13 protein-coding genes are annotated in these 14,209 nt (G+C 66.3%); 8 read left to right on the forward strand and 5 right to left on the reverse strand.

The window, feature by feature from the left end; translation table 11 throughout:
- From RMCN_RS07815 to RMCN_RS07825, 3 genes are read left to right on the forward strand one after another with little or no spacing between them, the layout of a single operon-like run.
- Entirely contained in the window at positions 1–609 is a 609-nt protein-coding gene (locus RMCN_RS07815; protein WP_064415383.1) for a TetR/AcrR family transcriptional regulator, read from the forward strand.
- On the forward strand, positions 606–2,132 hold the full coding sequence (locus RMCN_RS07820; RefSeq protein ID WP_064415384.1) for an FAD-dependent monooxygenase: 1,527 nt from the start codon (positions 606–608) through the stop codon (positions 2,130–2,132). Before RMCN_RS07815 ends, RMCN_RS07820 begins: the two co-directional genes overlap by 4 nt.
- On the forward strand, positions 2,129–3,094 hold the full coding sequence (locus RMCN_RS07825; protein WP_067388199.1) for a quinone oxidoreductase family protein: 966 nt from the start codon (positions 2,129–2,131) through the stop codon (positions 3,092–3,094). Before RMCN_RS07820 ends, RMCN_RS07825 begins: the two co-directional genes overlap by 4 nt.
- 27 nt (positions 3,095–3,121) lie before the next feature.
- Here RMCN_RS07825 and RMCN_RS07830 read toward each other — a convergent pair whose 3' ends face one another.
- The 4 genes from RMCN_RS07830 to RMCN_RS07845 are packed head-to-tail and all read right to left on the reverse strand — an operon-like array spanning position 3,122 to position 7,009.
- Complete coding sequence (locus RMCN_RS07830) at positions 3,122–5,203, reverse strand: xanthine dehydrogenase family protein molybdopterin-binding subunit (protein ID WP_067388200.1); 2,082 nt, start codon at positions 5,201–5,203, stop codon at positions 3,122–3,124.
- Positions 5,200–6,186 carry an FAD binding domain-containing protein gene (locus tag RMCN_RS07835; RefSeq protein ID WP_064415386.1) on the reverse strand — a complete coding sequence of 329 codons (987 nt, stop codon included), beginning with the start codon at positions 6,184–6,186 and terminating at the stop codon, positions 5,200–5,202. The genes RMCN_RS07830 and RMCN_RS07835 overlap by 4 nt, the downstream gene beginning before the upstream one ends.
- Positions 6,183–6,698: a 2Fe-2S iron-sulfur cluster-binding protein gene (locus tag RMCN_RS07840; RefSeq protein ID WP_064415387.1), complete on the reverse strand. Its 516-nt coding sequence runs from the start codon at positions 6,696–6,698 to the stop codon at positions 6,183–6,185. Before RMCN_RS07840 ends, RMCN_RS07835 begins: the two co-directional genes overlap by 4 nt.
- A gap of 38 nt (positions 6,699–6,736) precedes the next feature.
- Entirely contained in the window at positions 6,737–7,009 is a 273-nt protein-coding gene (locus RMCN_RS07845) for a hypothetical protein (protein ID WP_064415388.1), read from the reverse strand.
- Positions 7,010–7,138: 129 nt separating this feature from the next.
- Here RMCN_RS07845 and RMCN_RS07850 point away from each other — a divergent pair, with 129 nt between their 5' ends.
- From RMCN_RS07850 to RMCN_RS07860, 3 genes are all read left to right on the forward strand, one after another.
- Complete coding sequence (locus RMCN_RS07850) at positions 7,139–7,687, forward strand: YceI family protein (protein ID WP_067388201.1); 549 nt, start codon at positions 7,139–7,141, stop codon at positions 7,685–7,687.
- A 142-nt stretch (positions 7,688–7,829) separates the two neighbouring features.
- The gene (locus tag RMCN_RS07855; protein WP_067388202.1) at positions 7,830–9,377 is read left to right on the forward strand and encodes a serine/threonine-protein kinase; all 1,548 of its coding nucleotides are present in this window, start codon (positions 7,830–7,832) and stop codon (positions 9,375–9,377) included.
- A 326-nt stretch (positions 9,378–9,703) separates the two neighbouring features.
- Complete coding sequence (locus RMCN_RS07860; protein ID WP_234787608.1) at positions 9,704–10,459, forward strand: serine hydrolase; 756 nt, start codon at positions 9,704–9,706, stop codon at positions 10,457–10,459.
- Here RMCN_RS07860 and RMCN_RS07865 read toward each other — a convergent pair.
- Positions 10,456–12,003 (reverse strand): serine/threonine-protein kinase, encoded by a 1,548-nt coding sequence (locus tag RMCN_RS07865; RefSeq protein WP_409366041.1) that lies wholly within the window; start codon positions 12,001–12,003, stop codon positions 10,456–10,458. The genes RMCN_RS07860 and RMCN_RS07865 overlap by 4 nt on opposite strands.
- A gap of 189 nt (positions 12,004–12,192) precedes the next feature.
- On the opposite strand from RMCN_RS07865, the gene RMCN_RS07870 reads away from it, so the two are divergent.
- Together RMCN_RS07870 and RMCN_RS07875 are read left to right on the forward strand one after the other, a co-directional pair.
- A complete protein-coding gene (locus RMCN_RS07870) occupies positions 12,193–13,608 on the forward strand; it encodes a neutral zinc metallopeptidase (RefSeq protein WP_067388338.1) in 1,416 nt (471 codons plus the stop codon).
- Between the two features lie 180 nt (positions 13,609–13,788).
- Positions 13,789–14,172, forward strand: a complete 384-nt coding sequence (locus RMCN_RS07875) for a DUF4333 domain-containing protein (RefSeq protein WP_084377249.1) — start codon at positions 13,789–13,791, stop codon at positions 14,170–14,172.
- Positions 14,173–14,209 lie beyond the last annotated feature (37 nt).

The raw sequence follows: 14,209 nt of genomic DNA on the forward strand, positions 1-14,209 counted from the left end.
GTGCGGGAGATCAAGCAACCCGAAGTGCGAAAGAGCGAGATCGTCGGCGCCGCGCTCAAGCTGTTCACCGAGAACGGTTACGAGAAAACCACCGTCGCAGCGATCATCGGAGAACTCGGCGTCGCGAAAGGCTGCTTCTACCACCACTTCCGATCCAAGGACGAAGTGTTCGAAGCGTGTGTGCTGGCGGCTTCGCAACAGATCGCCGACACCTGGATAGCGGCGCTGACGGACCACTCGCGGACCCCGACCGCCCGCCTGATGGACTTCCACTTCAGCTACCGGGAACTGACCGACGCCGCCACCTCGGGCCTGATCGCCGATCTCTACTCGCGGGCGTTCACCGATATGCACCACCGCGTGACCGCGCAAGTCGTCGCCGACGTGCTACCCGCCGTGACCGCGCTGATCGACGAGGGCGTGCAACAGGGCGAATTCACCGTCAGCGATCCGCAGTTCACCGCTGTCGTCCTGCTCGGCGCCCTTCAGGGACTACATGAGACCTATGCCCCGATCACCGATCTGGACCAGACCGCGCACCGCCGCAAGCTCGTCGAGATGTTCGAGCGACTCCTGGCCGCCAAAATTCCCGCAGAGGAGGGTTCATGAATTCCGCCCACACCGATGTGCTGATCGTCGGTGCGGGGCCCACCGGCCTGACGATGGCCAACGAACTGGCTCGCCGCGGTATCCGCACCCGAATCATCGACGCCGCGACCGGGCCCAACACTGAGACGCGTGCGTTGGGCGTACAGGCTCGCAGCCTCGAACTCTTTGACCGGCAGGGGATCACCGAGCAGCTACTCGCGCGCGGGCTGAAAGCGCGAGTGTTCAACGTGTTCAGTGAAAACCGGCAGATCCTGCGAGCCGACTTCGCTGCTCTGCCGTCACCCTATCCGTTTCTGCTGATGATCCCGCAGAACGAGGTGCAAGAGGTCCTCACCGCGAACCTCGCCGCGCTCGGCACACACGTCGAGCACCGGGTCGAGATGGTCGCACTCACCCAAAACGCCGACCACGTAAGCGCCGAGGTGCGGCGCCCCGACGGCGGCAGCGACACGGTGCGGGCAAGCTGGATCGTCGGTGCGGACGGAGCGCACAGCGCCGTCCGACGACAGCTCGGGCTGCGCTTCCTCGGCTCGGCGTTCGAGGAGAACTTCGCGGTCGCCGATCTACGAATGGACTGGGATCTGCCCGGCGACGAGTTCTTCGCCTTCCTCAACCGGGGCAGATTCGTGGCCTACTTTCCGATGCTGCACGGCTGGCATCGGATTGCTGTCGCACAGAACGAGCGACCCGCCCCAACCGGCGACGTAACGCACGCCGAATTGCAGCGCGCCGTCGACATCTGTGCCCCACCGGGGGCCAAGATCGCGGAGATCAGGCAGGCTGGCCGATTCCGGATCAACCAGCGCAGGGTCGAGTCCCACTCGGCTGGAAGGGTTTCCCTCATCGGTGACGCCGCCCATATTCACTCGGTGGTGGGTGCGCAGGGGATGAACACGGGCATCCAGGACGCCTTCAACCTCGGCTGGAAGCTCGCGGCGGTGGTACGCGGCGAGGCCGACCAGGCGTTGCTGGACAGTTACGCCGCCGAGCGGGCGCCGGTCGCCCGCCGACTCGTCAAAGGAACCCGGCGCGTCACCCGGATGACCCTGCTGCGCAACCCGGTGAGCACGAAGATGCGCCGCACCGTCGCTCCGCGCATTCTGGCGCGTCAACCGGTTCAACGGGCCCTGCTGCGTGCGATCTCACAGATCGACGTGTCCTATCACGACGGATCGGGCAGCGCCCCCCATGGTCGGATCGCCGTCGGCGACCGCGCACCCGACGTGAAACTCAGCGCGCAAGAGGGCACCGCCACAAGACTCTTCGACCTGCTGGACACCACGCGGCACACTCTGCTGATATTGGGCAGAGCCGCGCCCGCCCCGACGGAGTTGCCCGATTGGGTACGCGTTGTCCAGGTAGCCGATGACGCGGTCAGCGCCGCCTATGACCTGCCAGACGGTGGCTACGTGCTCATCCGGCCGGACGGCTACATCGGTTACCGCAGCACCGAGAGCGGCCCCGCATCCGTGGGGGACGACGTGGATCGCGTTCTCGCCCAGCCTGTTCAGGAGGGAAGATGAGAGCCGTCTGGATGACCGAGTTCGGTGGACCGGAGGTGCTGCAAGTCAGCGACAGCGCGGTGCCGGTACCCGGACCGGATGAGGTGCTGATCGAGGTGGAAGCCGCCGGCGTCACCTACGGCGATGTGATGAAGCGGCAGGGCGCGTTCGGGACCTTCGACCTGCCCGCCGGGGTCGGGCAAGAGATCGCAGGGATGGTGCGCAGCTCCGGCCCCGGTGGGCCGGCAGTCGGATCGCGGGTGGCGGCGATGGTTGAGCACGGCTACGCCGAACTCGCCGTAGCCCAATCGGATTCGGTCGTGACGCTGCCCAACACGGTGGACAGCCGTGAGGCGGCCACCCTCTGGATTCACGGAGTGACCGCATACCAGACCTTGCGCCAAGCCGGGAGAATCAGGTCTGGCGATACCGTGCTGGTGCACGCCGCCGCAGGAGGTGTCGGGACCCTCGCGATCCAGCTGGCGAGGTTGCTCGGCGCGGCGGTCGTCATCGGTACGGCGGGAACGCCGCGCAAACTCGACCATATTCGAGCGCACGGCGCCGACTTCGCTGTCGACTACTCCGAAGCCGGATGGGCCAAGACCGTGCTCGAGCTGACCGACGGGCGCGGCGTCGACCTCGTCCTCGACTCCGTCGGCGGTCAAATCTCGCTCGACACCATGGACGTAATGGCTTCGTTCGGTCGGATCGTGACGTTCGGAGCCGCCAGTGGAACCGCATCCACGTACCCCGGAATGGCGCTGATGGCACAGAATCTCTCCGTGAGCGGTTATTCGCTGATGGGTTGGCGCAGTCGCCCGGACACAATCAGTCAGGCCCTCGAGCAGCTCATCGCGTTTGTCGCCGACGACCGCCTCCGCCCGAGTGTTACCGAGTACTGCCTCGACGACGTCGTCGAGGCACACCGCGCCCTCGTCAATCGGCAGACCATGGGCAGCATCGTGTTGGTGCCGGCTCGCTAGCGTCGTCAGCAGGGTCGCCGTCCCGACCTAACCCAGCAGCGCGTCACACATCACGGGTAGGTCGCGCACCCGGATGCCGGTGGCGTGGTAGACGGCGTTGACGACGGCTGCGGCGGAGCCGACGATGCCGATCTCGCCCGCGCCGCGCGAGCCCATCGGGTTCGAGTGCTTGTCGACGTCGTCGAGCCACATCGCCTCGATCGCCGGGACGTCGGCGTGCGAGCTGAAGTGGTACGTCGCCAGGTCCCTCGTGACGATGTGGCCGAAGCGGGGATCACGCACGCTCTCCTCGTGCAGCGCCATCGACAACCCCATCGTCATGCCGCCGATCAGCTGCGAGCGCAGCGTCGCCGGATTGATCACCCGCCCGATGGAGAACACGCCGAGCATCCGAGGCACCCGGATCTCACCTGTGTACCGGTTGACCCGTGCCTCGACGAAATGGGCACCGAAGGAATACATCCCGAAGTTCGGCGCCTCTTCGTTCTCCGGCGCCTCGGCGGTGGTGGTGACGCCGACGTCCGGGTGATCCCCGTGGTCGTGCCGGAACTGTTGTGCCGCAGCGACGATCGCGCGCCCCCACGAGCTGATACCCGACGAGCCGCCCTCGACCGACGCGGCGGGCAGATCGGTGTCGCCGATCTGCAGGTCGATCGCCGAGAGCTCACAGCCCAGCGCATCGGCGGCGATCTGGCTCAACGCCGTCCACGTGCCGGTCCCGATGTCGACGGCGCCGATCGCGACCGTGTAGCGACCCCGAGCGACGCATTCGATGCGGGCGCTGTTACCCGGCTGGATCATCGCGGGATACACCGCGGACGCCACACCGGTGCCGACCAACCACTCACCCTCACAACAGGTTCGCGGCTCGGGATCGCGCGATGCCCAGCCGAACCGCTGCGCACCGGTCTGCAGGCACTCGACAAGGCGGCGGTCCGACCACGGATTGCCGGTCTCGGGGTCGACGGCGGGCTCGTTGCGGATACGCAACTCGATCGGGTCGAGGCCGCACGCGACGGCCAGTTCGTCCATCGCGACCTCGAGAGCGAACATGCCCGGACACTCACCGGGAGCGCGCATCCAGAACGGGACGGGCACGTCGAGGGCCGCCAACCGGTGTGACGTCTTGCGGTTCGCTCCCGCGTACATCATCCGGGTGGGAACCGCGGCCTGCTCGGCGAATTCCTTGACCGTGGCGGTCTGGGCGATCACGTCGTGGCTCACCGACGTCAACACCCCGTCACGCTCGGCACCGAGACGCAGGTGATGAATGGTGGGCGTGCGATATCCGACGAAGTCGAACATCTGCTGCCGGGTCACGGCGAACTTCACCGGTCGACCCGGAACCCGTTGCGCGGCCATCACCGCGAGCACATTGTGCGAGTGCGGGGCGCCCTTGGAGCCGAACCCGCCACCGACATTCTTCGCGATCACGCGCACCTTCTCGGGGTCGAGGCCGAACGTCGTCGCCATCTCCTTGCGAACCACGTGGACGCCCTGCGTGGAATCCCACAGCGTGAGGGTTTCGTTGTCCCACAACGCGATGCATGCGTGTGGCTCCATCGGATTGTTGTGCTCGTGCGGGGTGGAGTAGGTCTGGTCGACGACGACGGGCGCGTCGCGCAGCGCTGCTTCGGCGTCGCCCTCGGCGGTGTCGGTCGGGTGGCCCGCGTTGACCTGCTCGGGTGCGTACAGCTTCGGATGGTCGGCACGCAGTTCGACGTCGTGCGGGGAAGCGTCGTACTCGACCTGCACCAGTGCCGCGGCCTGACGGGCGGTCTCGGCGCTCTCGGCCACCACCGCACCGATCAACTGGCCGCGGTAGTTCACCTGCGGTCCCTGAAGGATCGTGAGGTCGCCGTTCGAGGTGTCGGCCAGCCGGTGCTTGTCGAAAGCGGTGAGCACGGCGAGAACTCCGTCGACCGCCTCGGCCACCGACGAGTCCATCGTCGTGATCCTGCCGTTGGCGATGGTGGCCTGGATCGGATGAAGGTAGGCGGCGTTCTCGACGGCGTACTCGTACGCGTAGTCGGCGGTGCCGGTGACCTTGGCGGGCCCGTCGAGCCGGGTGACACGCGTGCCAATGACGCGGGGTTCGAGGCTGGTCATCGTTGCTCGCTCAGTTCGGTCAGGGTGGCGATGACGGTGCGGCGGGTCAGCTCGACCTTGAACTCGTTGCCCGGCAGCGGTTGTGCATCCTCGAGTTCAGCGTCCGCGGCCCGGCGGAACGAGTCCTCGGTGGCCGGCGCGCCCGTGAGGATCTCTTCGGCACGGCGGGCACGCCACGGTTTGTGGGCGACGCCGCCGAGCGCGATGCGGGCGCTCGTGACTGCGCCGTCGTCGACGACGAGTTCTGCGGCCACCGACGTCAACGCGAACGCGTAGGAGGCGCGGTCGCGCACCTTGCGGTACGTCGATCGAGCGCCGTGCGGGGGCGGAGGGATCTCGACCGCGGTGATGAGCGCGCCGGGCGGTAACTCGGTGTCACGGTCGGGCCGGTCGCCGGGCAGCCGGTGGAACTCCGTCAGCGGCAGGCGGTGTTCGCCATCGCCGTCCACGAACACGACGTACGCGTCGAGCGCGGCCATCGCCACGGCCATGTCCGAAGGATGCACGGCTACACAGTGTTCCGAGGCGCCGAGGATCGCGTGGTAGCGCACGTAGCCGCCGATCGCCGAGCACCCCTCGCCCGGCGTGCGCTTGTTGCACGGTGTGGTGACGTCCTGGAAGTACACGCATCGGGTGCGCTGCAACAGGTTTCCCGCGGTGGTTGCGAGGTTGCGCAGCTGGCCGGAGGCCGCCGACAACAGCGCACGCGCGAGAACCGGGTAGCGGCTGCGGACCACCGGGTGGGTGGCGAGGTCGCTGTTGCGGACGTCGGCGCCGACGCGCAGGGTGCCGTCGGGCAACTGGTCGACATCGGAGAGGGGCAGGTGGCCGACGTCGACAACGAGGGACGGCTCGAGGATGCCGAGCTTCATGTGGTCGACCAGGTTGGTGCCGCCGGCGAGGAACACGGCGTCGGGACGGTCGGCGACCGTGGTGACCGCGTCGGCGACACTGGAGGCGCGGTGGTAGGCGAACGGGATCATCGGGCGGCCTCGCTGATGGCGGCGACGATGTTGGGGTAGGCGGCACACCGGCACAGGTTGCCGCTCATGCGTTCGCGGATCTCCTCGGCGGACAGCTCGGGCGGCTTCTCGAGATCGTCGGTGACGTGGCTGGGCGCGCCGGACTTGACCTCGTCGAGCATGCCGACGGCCGAACAGATCTGGCCGGGCGTGCAGTAGCCGCACTGGAAGCCGTCGTGGTCGAGGAACGCCTGGGCGACGGGATGCAGGGTGTCGCCGTCGCCGAGGCCGGCGGCGGTGACGATCTCGGCGCCGTCGTGGGCGACCGCGAACGCCAGGCAGGTGGTGGCGCGACGGCCGTCGAGCAGAACCGTGCACGACCCGCACTGACCGTGGTCGCAGCCCTTCTTGGGTGCGGTGACGCCGAGGTGTTCGCGGAGCAGGTCGAGCAGGGTCACGCGGTTGTCGACGCGCACGGAGTGCTCGGTGCCATCGACGGACACGGTGATGTCGGTGAAGTGGGCTGACTCCATCGCGTGGAGGTACCCGGGGGAGACGTCACGAAACGGCGCTACTCCTCGTGCAGCTTCTCCTCGAGGATCTTGTCCAGGTCGTCGATGAAGCTGTGGTGGTGGTCGTGGAAATAGCGATGATGGTGAACGGGATCGACCGGCCGCTCCCATACGTGTTCGGGTCCGTAGCTCACGACGCCGTCCTTCCAGGTACCGACCGCCATGTGCTCACAGGGCAGGCGATAGATGATCCCGCCCTCGGCATTGGTCACCCAGTGGACTTCCTGTTCATCGAAGTTCTCGTCGCACTGCGGACACGTGATCGGGGTCATCGCTCACCGGTCCTTCCGTTCACTTCCACTGAAGTGTCGTGTTCGCCCGATATCGACGGGTAGGGACAAAAGGCCTTAGTCGAGGTTGCGACAGTCACGATCACTTTCGGGAGCCGCGACAATGAATGCATGAACGCTCAGACCTGGACCATGGATCAATCCGAGGGCCGCCTCGAGATCCGCACCGGTGTCGAGGGCCGGGCGGCAAAGATGGGTCACCGCCTGACCATCGCCGTGAACTCCTGGCATGCCACGGCCGGATGGTCCGATGGCGAACCCGCCGAGGTGGCGCTCACGGTCGAGGTGGACTCGCTCGAGGTGCTCAGCGGTGAGGGCGGCGTGACGCCGCTGACCGGACCCGAGAAGGCGCTCGCGCGGTCGAACGCGCTGAAAGTGCTGAATGCGAAGCGGTTTCCGCGCATCGAGTTCGAAACCAGGGATATCAAGAAGATCGAAGACGGATACCGTCTCACCGGAACGCTGCAGATCAACGGCAAGACGCGCGACCAGGTCGTCGACGTGCTCGTGCGGGACCTCGACGATGTGTGGCATATGTCATGCGAAACCACCGTGCGGCACTCTGACTTCGGCCTCAAGCCGTACTCCATGCTGATGGGCGCGATGAAGGTCGCCGACGCGGTGACCGTCGCGTTCACCGCCGAGCGAAATAATCGGTAGCCTGGCGCACTGAGGAAATCGCCTGTGCTGCTGCGACATCGGAGTCGGCAGGCCGCCCGCTGCGGGGAGCGGGTTACGTAGGACGGCGTTGCGGGAACACCACTGATTGCTGCGCTGGTGTCGAGAAGAGAAAGGATGGCATGTGAGCTCCCCGAAGGGCGGTTCCCGTCTGGGCACGCGATTCGGGCCGTATGAGCTGAAGTCTCTGATCGGCGTCGGCGGGATGGGCGAGGTCTACCGCGCCTGGGACACCGCGAAGGAACGGACCGTGGCCATCAAGCTGCTGCGTCCGGATATGGCGGCCGATCCCGCCTTCCAGGAACGTTTCCGGCGGGAGTCGCGCGTCGCCGCGCGCCTGCAGGAACCGCACGTCATCCCGGTTCACGACTTCGGCGACATCGACGGTGTGCTCTACATCGACATGCGCCTCGTCGAGGGGGCCAGCCTCAAGGAGTTGATCCGGACCGCCGGTCCGTTGCCGGCGACGCGGGCGGTGTCGATCATTGCCCAGGTCGCGGCCGCGCTGGACGCCGCGCATTCGAATGGGCTGGTACACCGCGACATCAAGCCCGAGAACGTGTTGCTGACCCACGACGATTTCGCCTACATCGTCGACTTCGGCATCGCGCACGGCGGGGGCGAAGCGAACGTCACCAAGACCGGCTTGGTGATCGGCTCGTGTGCGTACATGGCGCCCGAACGCATCAGCGGTGAACGCGGCGGCCCGGCCTCCGACATCTACTCGCTGACCTGCCTGCTCTACGAATGCCTGACCGGCCGGGCGCCGTACGACTCCGGCGACCTGCGCGAGATCATGGGCGCGCATCTGTTCTCGCCGCCGCCGCGGCCGAGCATCATGCGACGCGGCATCAGCCGGGCGTTCGACGAGGTCATCGAGCGCGGCATGGCCAAGAAGCCCACGGACCGCTACACGACGGCCGGCGAGTTGGCCAAGGCGGCCGCCGCTGCGGCCGAGCACCCACCGGTCGCGATGCCGATACAGCCACCGCCGCCGGCCCCCTCGACGCGCCAGTTCTCGGCCGTCGACCCGAACCCGGCGAGCACGCGTTATCAACCGATGTACGCGCCGCAGCCGCCACCACCGACGAATCGCAAGCGTTTCGGCCCCACGCAGGTCGGGCTGGTTGCGGCGACGGTCGTGCTGTTCACCGCGGCGGTGGTGCTGGCCATCGTTCTGGCGTTCAGCAACAACGGCGGCGGGTCGGCCCCGCAGACGCGGCTGGCCGCGCCGCCGTCGACGACGACCCAGACCACGACCCCGTCCGCGACCACTACCACGACACCGTCGACGACAACCACCACGACGACGACGCCCACCACCAGCGGGCCACCGATCGCCGGGGTGTCGGGCACGGACTCGCAGGGCTTCATCGGGCACACCACGCGCTGCGACTCCGGGAGCACGCCGGTCGCGGCGATCCGGACGGCGCAATCGCTGGCGGTGATCTGCCAGACGGGTGCCGGCACGTATCAGTACCGCGGGGAGCGCCTGCGCGACGGTGCAAACGTGCAGCTCAACAACGCGCGACCGGTGGGGGGCGGGTTCGTCGCCACCAACCCGGCCGACGGCGCGCGGTACGACGTGCAGCCCGGCCTGCTGACGATTTCAAGTAACGGCAAGGTCGACTCGGCCGAACCGGCGCTGGAGTACGGCTCAGCGGCCCGCTGACCTGTCCGTTCGCCTACACCTGCGTCGTTATCAACAGCCAACAGCGTTGCTGCAGCGACTCCGGCTGACACGCGGCGATACTGAGAACGATGCCCGACGATACGAACGGCGTTTGCGCCGTGCAGACGCGCAGTGCCAAGAAGCCGCGCCGTCGCATATTGGCGTCACCTCTGCGGCTGGTGGTAATCGGTCTGGCGGCGATGGCAATCGTGGTGGGTGGCGTCGCGGTGGGACGGCACCTCTCCGCCGACTCGCCGCCAGTCGCAGGCAACACTGCCGAGGCACCCAAACCGACTCCGGTTTCGCTACCAGCTGCGCCGTCGCCGATGGTGCTGCCCGACGGTGCCGGCCAATCAGAGAGCGGCCGGTTCGAGGCGGAATTCGCTGCTCTCGAGGCTACGTTGGACGCTGACGTAGGCGTGGTCGTACGTCCAGTCGGGACAGGGCCGGCGCCCGTTGCGGCCGGTGAGCAGGGCGTGGATTCAGCATGGTCGACAATCAAGGTGCCACTTGCGATCGCGGGCTTGCGGGCCGCTGATCCACCGGAGGTGACGGACGTGATGCGGGCGGCGATCACTCGATCTGACAATGCGGCGGCCGAATCGATATGGCAGAGCCTCGGAGATCCGGCCACCGCCGCGCAAAAAGTGCAAGACGTATTGGCTCAGACCGGGGACCCCACGGTCGTCGAGTCCGAGAAGGTCCGGCCAGAATTCACCGCGTTCGGCCAGACGATCTGGTCCCTCGCCAACCAGGCGATGTTCCTCTCGTCCGCAGTCTGTGATGTCCGGAACGAGCCGATCATGTCGCTGATGAGCGAGATCGAGCCGGGCCAGCGCTGGGGGCTTGCCGTGATTCCGGGCGTTCGGTCCAAAGGCGGCTGGGGGCCGTCAGAAAGTGGCGCCTATTTGGTCCGTCAGATGGGCATCGTCCCTCTGCCTGCGGGATCAGCAGTCGTAACTGTGGCGGCGACGCCGAGGTCGGGGTCCTTCGAGGACGGCGCGAGGGTCCTCACTCAGATAGCCGACTGGCTCAGTCAGCATGATGATCTGTTACCGGCAGGCAACTGCCCTAGTCCCTAGTACAAGTACACGACGGCATCTCGTCCCCCGGTACATGTGATGTACGCGTCACCGGGGTGGGCGACACAGTGCACGACGAAATCCGGTCCTGCACAGCGGGGTCCGTTGCCCAGAACGGTTCGGCAATCCACGGCGCCGGGAGCCAATACCTCTCGAGGTTCGCGGGTAGCACTGTCGTACGTCGTCCAATAGGCCTTGAGCACGCTTTGGGTGAATAAGCAGGACGTTTCCCTAGATCCCCGGCGGGAACGGGTGCCCAATCCGGACCGGTCCATGAGGTAGTAATCGTCTTCGCAACTCTGTGGGCTTCTGCTCGTGTCGAGTCCAGCCACAGCCGGCGGCGGTGGTGACCCGACCCCAAGCGGATCCTCGGCAGGCCTTGGAGGTCGAGTCGGTGTGTCGGGCTCGGCGGTTCGGGTGGCGGTCTGTCGTGCCGTCGGGCGAGGTGTGTCGGGTGCCGCAATGGTCGGGCTCTCGGATCCGCGGCTCGCCAGGAGTCCGATGACGATGCCGATGCCACCCAACAGCAGAGCTCCGATAACGGCGATGACGGCGGGCACCAACCACGGTCGTGAAGAGGACGCCGACGCGACCGGTGGCGAAGGAGCGCGAGGAGGTGTCGCACCGGCCGGACGCTCGGCGGTTCGAGCGCCGTGGCCGCCGTCGACGGAGAATGCGTGCATGGTGTCGGCGGACGCCGCGACCATGGCATGGCTCGAGTCAGCGGCTCGTTGCGCCGCGCGCCCCAAGGCTCCGCAGCTTCCGTACCGGTCATCGGGTTCCTTCGCCATGCCTCGAGCAATCACTTCATCGAATGCGGCGGGGATGGCGGAATTGATTGCGCTCGGCCGCGGCGGCGCCGCCATCAGATGCGCCGAAACCTTCTGCTCGAGGCTGCTTTGTTGGAAAGGTGCGCCGCCGGTCAAGCACTCGTAAAGCACGCACGCCAACGAATAGACGTCGGCAGCCGGTGTTATCTCCTGGTCCCGGAATCGTTCTGGGGCCATGTAGTCAAAGGTCCCGATGTGCATCCCGGTCGCGGTCAAGCCGCTATCGCCTTTTGCCTCGGCGATGCCGAAATCGACGAGGTATGGAAAGTCTGAGGGGGTGACGATGATGTTCTGCGGTTTGACGTCTCGGTGGACCATACCGGCAGCGTGAGCGGCGTCTAGCGCTGCCGCTACTCCGCTGATGAGGACCGCCGCGCGCGCTGGATCGAGTGGACCGCGAGCGAGTAGCTGTTGCAGAGTCTGGCCGTCGACCAGACGCATGTCGATGTACAGGTGGCCGTCGATCTCGCCCCAGTCGTGAATGGGGATTACGTGAGGTTCCTGAAGGATCGCCGCGGCGTGAGACTCTCGCTGGAAGCGGCTGCGAAATCTGTCGTCCTGCCAGAACTGCTCGGCAAGGATCTTCAGCGCCACCGTTCGGCCCTTCTTGGTGTCTTCTGCTCGATAGACCTCACCCATTCCGCCTCTGCCGAGCAGCCCGGTGATCCTGTAATGGCCGAACATCTGGCCGACGCGCGGGCCGCCAGTAACCACCAGTCCTCCTCTCTGAACCTCGTGCTAGCGATTGTCGAAATTGCTCACTTGTCGGGTACTTATGCAAGGTCTAGCAAAGCGTCAGCGGTGAGTTGCGTGATTCCTTCGCTTTGAAGCGAATCTCGCGGCAAAGTGGCGGGAGGACCGGGTCGGCGTAAGGGGGCAGCGGTGGGTCCGAGCGCGATCCCCATGTCTGTTCGGTGGACGGTCACGGTTGCCGCGCTCTGCCTTCTGGTCGGCTGTGCACCAGCCAAAGTCGACGGCCGCCCCACGTCGATGCTGTTCAACCCTGGCCGCGTGGGTGGCCTACCGGTGGCGGAGGGGCCGAGCGGTCAGAAGCCGAGCTCGCCGCCGCCGGTGGGCACCGTCGAAAACACTGACCGCGGTGCGGCTGATGAACTGGCTCTGTCGGCGCTGAATGACATCGAAGAGTTCTGGCAGGCGCACTACGCCAAGTACCTACCCGGCGACTTCGAACCGGTGGACAACCTTGTGTCCTACGACTCCGAAGATCCGACCAGCCCAACCGTGTGCCTCAGCGAGACTTATGGGCTGGTGAATGCCATGTATTGCGTCCCAAGGAGATTGATCGCTTGGGATCGGGGTGTCCTGGTGCCTGTGGCGATCGAGTACTTCGGTGAGATGGGAGTTGTCGGCGTCCTCGCGCATGAGTACGGACATGCCTTGCAGTACATGAGCGGCCTGGCCGACTTGGGTACGGACGTCTTGGTGAAGGAGCAGCAAGCGGATTGTTTGGCCGGCGTCTACATGCACTGGGTGGCCGCGGGGAACTCCCCCCGATTTGCGCTGAGTACGGGCGATGGATTGAACCGGGTACTTGCCGGTTTGATCTACCTACGCGATCCGGTTTCAGCGGATTCTGGCGGGGACGCGCACGGTTCTGCACTTGACCGGATCAGCGCCTTTCAGTTGGGGTTCACCGGGGGCGCGGATCAATGTGCCGCGATCGACCTGGCCGAGATCGAGCGACGAAGAGGCGACCTACCGCAGGAACTCACCTACGACTCCTACGGTGAGCCCGTGCTGGACAGCCCCATCGACGAGGACACCCTTTCGCAGCTCATGGCCGTGCTCGAGGACATCTATCAACCCGCCGAAGCGCCCACGCTGTCCACGGAGCAGGTGGATTGTCCTGGTGCTTCGCCGGCGGCGCCGACGTCGTACTGCGCTGCCACCAACGTGATTCAAGCCGATCTTCCCAAGCTGAGTGCGTTGGGCGAGCCCAAGAGCGAGGAGCAGGACGAGGTCCTGATTCAGGGCGACAACACGGCGTTGTCGATGGTGACCTCCCGTTACGCCTTGGCGGTCCAGCATGAGCGCGGCGTCAATCTCGACACCCCGGTTGCGGCGCTGCGGACGGCATGTCTGACAGGGGTGGCGCAGGGGCAGATGACGAGTGAGTCCGGCTTCGACTTCGTGCTGTCACCGGGTGACGCCGACGAGGCGGTGTCCGGTTTGTTGACCCATCCTCTCGTCGCGAGCGATGTGCACGGACGTCCCGCACCGGCCGGGTTCACCCGGATTCTCGCCTACCGGCTCGGCCTGTCCAGTGACATCGACGAGTGCTTCCAACGATTCTCGTAGGACAACGATGCTGAAGACTCGGCTATGAGCGGTCCGCCCGAACAACCCTGGTGGGCGCGCCCCGGAGGGGCGCCGCTACGGGGACGCCCCGTGAATCCACCGACGCCCTACGGGCGGCCTCTAAGCCCCCCAGCACGGCCGTCCTCCGAATTCCCGTTCGCACCCCGCCCTGTCCCGCCGATGCAGCCACCAACGGCGGGATCCCCTCCGCCCGCTGCCTCGAAGCGCTCGCGGCGACGACTACTTCTCTGGGCAGGCACCGCGATCCTCGCATTCGAAGCGGTAGTGCTGGGTGTCGCGCTGTGGCTCTTCGGCTACTTCGACGGCAATACCGTCTTGGACGTTCGTCAAGTTGAAGCCGGAGTGGCTCGCATTCTGAGCGACCCGATCAACGGTTACGGCGCCAACACCGTCACCGACGTCGCATGCAACGGCGGCGAGGACCCAAAGGTCAAGCAAGGCAACAGTTTCTCGTGCCAAGTGACGTTGAACGGCAACCCGCGGCAGGTGCAAGTCGTCTTCCGAGACGACGCTGGGACCTACGAGGTCGACGGACCCCGATAGGACCGTCGCCTCGACATCGAGCGCGTTGGCGAGCAGT

The sequence above is a fragment of the Mycolicibacterium novocastrense genome (assembly GCF_001570485.1).
Classification (GTDB): Bacteria; Actinomycetota; Actinomycetes; order Mycobacteriales; family Mycobacteriaceae; genus Mycobacterium; species Mycobacterium novocastrense.